At 50.4% G+C, this 6,231-nt stretch carries 4 protein-coding genes; all 4 read left to right on the top strand.

All coding sequences use genetic code 11. The annotated features are described in order from the left end of the window. Positions 1–475 precede the first annotated feature (475 nt). The 4 genes from rfbD to dnaK all read left to right on the top strand — a co-directional run bounded on the left by rfbD (position 476) and on the right by dnaK (position 6,186). Positions 476–1,336: a dTDP-4-dehydrorhamnose reductase gene (gene rfbD / locus QZP87_RS00900; RefSeq protein WP_291321043.1), complete on the top strand. Its 861-nt coding sequence runs from the start codon at positions 476–478 to the stop codon at positions 1,334–1,336. Positions 1,337–1,986: 650 nt separating this feature from the next. Continuing rightward, positions 1,987–3,045 carry a heat-inducible transcriptional repressor HrcA gene (gene hrcA / locus QZP87_RS00895; RefSeq protein ID WP_291321042.1) on the top strand — a complete coding sequence of 353 codons (1,059 nt, stop codon included), beginning with the start codon at positions 1,987–1,989 and terminating at the stop codon, positions 3,043–3,045. A 156-nt stretch (positions 3,046–3,201) separates the two neighbouring features. After that, entirely contained in the window at positions 3,202–3,846 is a 645-nt protein-coding gene (gene grpE, locus QZP87_RS00890; RefSeq protein WP_291321041.1) for a nucleotide exchange factor GrpE, read from the top strand. A 411-nt stretch (positions 3,847–4,257) separates the two neighbouring features. Further along, a complete protein-coding gene (gene dnaK / locus QZP87_RS00885; protein WP_291321040.1) occupies positions 4,258–6,186 on the top strand; it encodes a molecular chaperone DnaK in 1,929 nt (642 codons plus the stop codon). The last annotated feature ends 45 nt before the right edge of the window (positions 6,187–6,231 follow it).

Raw genomic sequence — 6,231 nt, 5'->3', positions numbered from 1 at the left:
GGGGCATCATTCGGTTAACCCTTGCAGGACGCGTTGAGCACGGGGACTGGCTCTCCCGGCACTTATTTTTCTAATCTGTTTCTTGTTCAATAAAAAAATTAGTGCCGGGGTGCCTGTCCCCACAAACATGCAAGCAGGGATTTTTTTCTTTTCTTTTCTTTCTTCTCTTGTTCCCAGGCTCCAGCCTGGGAACAAGAGGTAACCAGGAACGAAGAACCACGAACCGATTTTAACGACCAACATGTTGGTTTGAAATTTGTGCTAAGCAACTAAAATCATGAATCTTTTTTCTTAAACTATTGCTTTGCTCTTTTTACGCAACTTTCATCACCCGGGGGTGAAAACAATTTTTTCATGAAAGATTATCAATTAACTGACCGTCACGCGCAAGCGTGGTTTGACCGGGTTGACTTTTTTACCACGCCACCGCATGGCAGGCCTTCAACCTTCAACTCTCAAGGTACAAGGAGCGGGAATGAATACTGGCACAGCACTTATCGCCGGAGGCCGCACCGGACTTCTGGGACAGGCCCTGGTGCATGTAATGCAGCAGGCCGGCTGGACCATCCTTGCCCCTGGCAGGGATGAACTGGACCTCTTTGACCTGCGGCAAATGGAGAACTATATCCGCATAAACAACGTGAAGCTGCTTGCCAACGCTGTAGCCTTCACCGGCGTAGACCAGGCCGAGGACGAACAGCAGGAGGCCTACCGCCTCAACCGGGACCTTCCGGCCATCCTGGGAAAAGTGTGCCGGGAAAACAACGTCCGGTTGCTGCATTACAGTACGGATTATGTTTTTGACGGAAAAAAACAAACCCCCTACACTACTGAAGACGAACCCCGCCCACTGTCGGTTTACGGCAATAGTAAGCTTGCAGGGGAAGTGGTCCTTATGAAAAAGCCTTGGGACGGCCTGCTCGTCATAAGATCCGCATGGCTTTTCGGACCCTTCAAGACCAACTTTGTGCATAAAATGATAAGCATGGCCAAGACCGGAAAGGTATTGAGTGTCATCCATGACCAGGTGGGCTCGCCTACCTGCACTCTGGATCTGGCCAGATACTCCATGGAACTGGTCAATAAAGAGACCAGCGGGCTTTACCACGTGGTCAACAAAGGTCAGGCCTCCTGGTGTGAGCTTGCTTCAGAATCCTTGATATGCGCCGGGTTCAGCACCGGTATCACTCCGATCACCTCCAGGGATTTTCCCCAGAAGGCCAGGCGTCCTGCCTATTCAGTCCTGGATGCCGCCAAGTTTACTATGGTATCCGGGTCCCAGGCCCGGCCATGGGTGCAGGCTCTGCACGACTATGTCTTTAAGCTTCAGGAATAACACTACAGCGAAACTTATTTATTGACCTCCGGGGACTGGCTCTCCCCTCACTTATTTTTTCCAATAAAACCAAGATCATTTGTAATAAATATAAGTGCGGGGGTGCCTGTCCCCAATTTAGACAGGTTGAAAAGTTTTATAAGTTTCGCTGTAGTGATAAGGCATTCGCCCATTCCTTTTTCCACCCTGTCCCTGTTCCTTATCAGCGCTGCCTGCCTTACTGTTTGCAGTAGTGCGTCTTGACAGATTAACCGGGCGTTGTTACTTCCTTAGCACTCTACAGTAAAGAGTGCTAATGGGGACAATGCCCGCAACCCAAGATAAAGAAATGCTCTTATCCCACTTGGGACAGTCCCGCGACAACATTTTCGGAATACACGGAATATCACGGAATATGCTTTGCTTCGCAACGCTTTATAAGCTTCCGTGTCCTTCCGTGTGTTCCGTGGGCAAAACCTCTTGGATGCCTTTGAAAATGAAACAACATGTTGTTCCGAAATTTGTGCTAAACGCCTGGGAGAGAGAGGAGGCATACAGATTTTAACTTTTAACTCGCAAGACAGTCAATCGATCACTTTCAACTTGCAAGATCTCAGTCAAGGCCCAAACATCAATCAAGGTTTCGCTGCAGCACCAAAGAGGTATCAACTATGAACCTGGACCAAAGACAGGCAGACGTCCTTTTTACCATAGTCAGGAGCTATATTCAGTCCGGCCGGCCTGTGGGTTCCAGGACGGTGTCCAGAAAATCCAGTCTGAACCTCAGCCCGGCATCCATCAGGAACATTATGGCTGACCTGGCCGAAGAAAAATTTATTGAGCAGCCTCACACTTCCGCCGGGAGAATACCATCCACCAAAGGTTTCAGATATTACCTGGACTCCAGGCTGGACGTAGAACCTATATCAGGTGAAGTAGAGAAAAATATTAAAGCATCCCTGTCCAGGGTGGGTCCAGACCTGACCCAGACTCTGAGTCAGGCATCCAAGGTGCTTTCCTCCCTTTCCAAACAGATATGCCTGGTCATTACACCCAGCCAGCAGAATATTCGCTGGAAACACATTGATTTTATCCTTCTCCGCCCCGGACTGGTAATGTCTATCCTGGTAATGGAAGGCGGACTGGTTCAAAACAAGGTGGTAAGCGTGCAAACCGACATAACGGCCGACGACCTGGAAAAATTCAGCAATTACCTGAATGAGCACTATCAGGGAAAAACCCTGCAACAGGTCCGCGCCGGCATTGTCACCCAGATGCAGAAAGCCCGCAAACAGTTTGACCACCTGTACCAGAATGCCCTCAAACTGGCCAGGGAGTCATTTGATCCCGGCAACAACCGCCAGGTCTACGTGGACGGCACTCACTATCTCTTTCAGGATACAGATTTTACTGACCTCTCCAAAATGCGGGAGGTTTTCAAACTCCTGGAAGAGAGGTCCAAGCTGCTCAAACTCCTGGACAATACCCTGGAAAGCGACGGACTGAGCATTCTCATGGGACGGGAGCAAGACCTGGAAGAACTGAGCGACTATGCCGTCATCTCATCTCCTTACAGCCTGCAGGACGACAGCCTGGGCTATGTCAGCATCATCGGTCCTACGCGCATGAACTATTCCAGGATAATCCCGGCTGTTGACTTGACCGCCAGAATTCTTAGTCAAATATTTCGAGAAATTTATGAGCATGACAACTCAACTTCAGAGAATTGACCTGTCTTGAATAAAATCTCGCTGCATGTCAGTGGCTTACAGCATAAAATCCTGTCAGAAAAATAACTACGCGAACTACGCGAACCACGCGAAGCGCGTGGCAGGACAAGCGGCAGGACAAGTGGCAGGCCTTAGATCAAATACGGAGGATTATATATGTCCATGGAAGACCGGAATAAATCACAAAAACCCAAAGACTCCTACAGTCCGGATAAAAACCCGGAAGATTCTTCCAGTAAGGAAAACTTTCAGGAATACGATGACCAGTACCTGGATTTCTCCGGGGAAGACTCAGGTTCTCAGCTCTCTGAACAGGAGATGAAAGATCTTTGCAGGCAGAATATCTGTCCCGAGTGCGAGCTGTTGCGGGAACAAAAAAACAATGCCCTCAAGGCAATCGCGGACTCTGAAAATTACAAGAAAAGACTAACCCGAGAAAAGGAAGAATACTGCAGGTACGCAGTGTCATCATTTATCGAAGAAGTCATCCCGGTAATAGACAACCTGGAACTGGCCCTCGAACACGGTCGTAAAAACGAGGCCTGCAAAGACCTGGTCCAGGGAGTGGAGATGACCCTGAACCTGTTTTACCAGGTGCTGGACAAAAATAAGCTTCAGCAGGTCGGCCAGGAAGGCCAGGACTTCGATCCCAACTATCACGAGGCAATGGCCCAGCAGGAACGCGACGACATGGACGAAGGCAAAATCTGCCATGTCATGCAAAAGGGCTATATGCTAGGTGACAGGCTAATAAGACCGGCCAAGGTCCTGGTCAGCAAAATGAGTTCTCCTAAAAAATGAGTAAGAACGTCTTTACAACTTTTTCAGGAGACTTATGAATTCAATCAGTAACACTACAGCGACGTGTCTGTTTAGCGCTTTGCACTTTGCATGCAGCACGGGGACCGGCTCCCCGCAATTGTTTTTCTGACAGAAGGTATCTGTTCAGCGCTTTGCATGTAGCACGGGGACTGGCTCTTCCGGGACCCGCTTGTCCCAAAAAATAAGTCGATTTGAGCACAAAATGATGCTCAAGTGGGTCCCGGAGTGCCTGTCCCCTGCTTTCCTTAAAAGCGCTGAACAGATACGACAGAAGACTGATGGATTTTTCAAAATAAGTGCTGGGTGCCTGTCCCCGGTGGACGAAGCAATAATTATCACAAAGTGTCGCTATAGTGATAATAAAGACATTATTTAAGGAGGCTTGAAAATATGGGAAAGATAATCGGAATCGACCTGGGAACCACCAATAGCTGCGTTTATGTAATGGAGGGTAAGGAAGCCAAATGCATCAGCAACCCGGAAGGGGGACGTACAACCCCCTCCATTGTAGCTTTCACCGATAAAGAACGCCTTGTTGGGGAAATAGCCAAAAGGCAGTCTGTGACCAACCCGGAAAAAACGGTTTATTCAGTCAAGCGCCTCATGGGGCGTCAATATGACGACCCTGTTCTCAAAAACTGGATCGAAAGGTGCTCATACAAGATTGTCAAAGGCAAAAACGATGATGCTCACGTCAAAGTGGGCGACAGCACTTACAGCCCGCCCGAGATATCAGCCATGATCCTGCAGAAGCTCAAAAGCGATGCAGAAGCTTACCTGGGAGAGACTGTAACCGAGGCAGTCATTACTGTACCGGCCTATTTCAACGACAGCCAGCGCCAGGCCACCAAAGATGCCGGCAGGGTAGCGGGACTGGAAGTCAAACGCATCATAAACGAACCTACTGCAGCATCTCTGTCTTACGGGACGGATAAAAACGTTAATGAAAAAATCGCCGTCTTCGACCTGGGCGGTGGCACCTTTGATATATCCATCCTGGAAGTGGGCGACAACCTGGTGGAAGTCCGTTCCACTCACGGGGACACCTTCCTGGGTGGGGAAGACTTTGACCAGCGCATCATCAACCATCTGGTGGCCGAGTTCAAAAGGGAAAACGGCATTGACCTTTCCCAGGACCGAATGGCCCTGCAAAGGCTCCGGGAAGCAGCGGAAAAGGCCAAGAAAGAACTGTCCACCACCATGGAGACCGACATAAATCTGCCCTTTATCACCGCAGATCAACACGGTCCCAAACACATGAACATGAAGCTCTCCAGAAGCAAGCTGGAAAGCCTGGTGGAAGATCTGGTTCAGAGGACCATCGGACCCTGCGAAAAGGCCCTGAACGACGCTGATTTAAAGGCCAACGACATCAACCAGGTACTGCTTGTGGGCGGCATGACCAGGATGCCCCTGGTACAGCAGAAGGTGGCCGAATTCTTCGGCAGAGACCCCAACAAAAGCGTCAATCCCGACGAGGTAGTGGCCATGGGCGCCGCCATACAGGGGGGCATCTTCGCCGGGGATGTCAAAGACGTACTTCTTTTGGACGTCACCCCCCTGTCTCTGGGCATTGAAACCATGGGCGGGGTGTTTACCAAGCTCATTGATCGCAACACCACAATACCCACGCGCAAAAGCCAGATATTTACCACTGCTGCGGACAATCAGCCCTCGGTGTCCATCCATGTTCTCCAGGGCGAACGTCCCATGGCAGCCGACAATATGACCCTGGGACGCTTTGAGCTGACCGGCATCCCCCCTGCGCCCCGCGGCGTTCCTCAGATCGAAGTCACATTTGACATCGATGCCAACGGCCTGGTCAACGTCTCAGCCAAAGATACCGGCACCGGCAAGGAGCAGTCTATCCAGATCACCGCATCCAGCGGCCTGTCAGAGGATGAGATCAACAAGCTCATTAAGGAAGCAGAAAGCCATGCCGAGGAAGACAAAAAGAAGCAGAGACTCATTGAAGCCAGAAACCATGCCGATACCCTGATTTATACCACTGAAAAATCCATCAGGGACCTGGGGGAAAACCTGGATGCCGAACTCAAGGCGGACATCGAGAACAAAATCCAGGAGCTGAAAAACGTCCAGGAGGGAAATGACGAGGACGCCATCCGCAAGGCCACCGAAAACCTGTCCCAGGCCTCGCACAAGCTGGCGGAAAAGCTCTACGCCCGGAAGACCCAGCCGGGTGAGGGCGGTGCACAGGAGCAGGGCGATCCTCATGCCCAGGCTGGGCAGCAGGAGGCCCGGAACCCTGATGAAGACGTAGTGGACGCCGATTATACTGAGGTCAATGACAAGAAATAAAATGTCTTGACAGTTGCTTGAACCAATTCCTATTCTAGCCCGGGT

It is taken from the genome of Desulfonatronospira sp. (assembly GCA_003563255.1).
GTDB lineage: Bacteria > Desulfobacterota > Desulfovibrionia > Desulfovibrionales > Desulfonatronovibrionaceae > Desulfonatronospira.
Note: the sequence above shows the minus strand (reverse complement) of the source record. Positions and strands in the feature narration are given on the sequence as shown.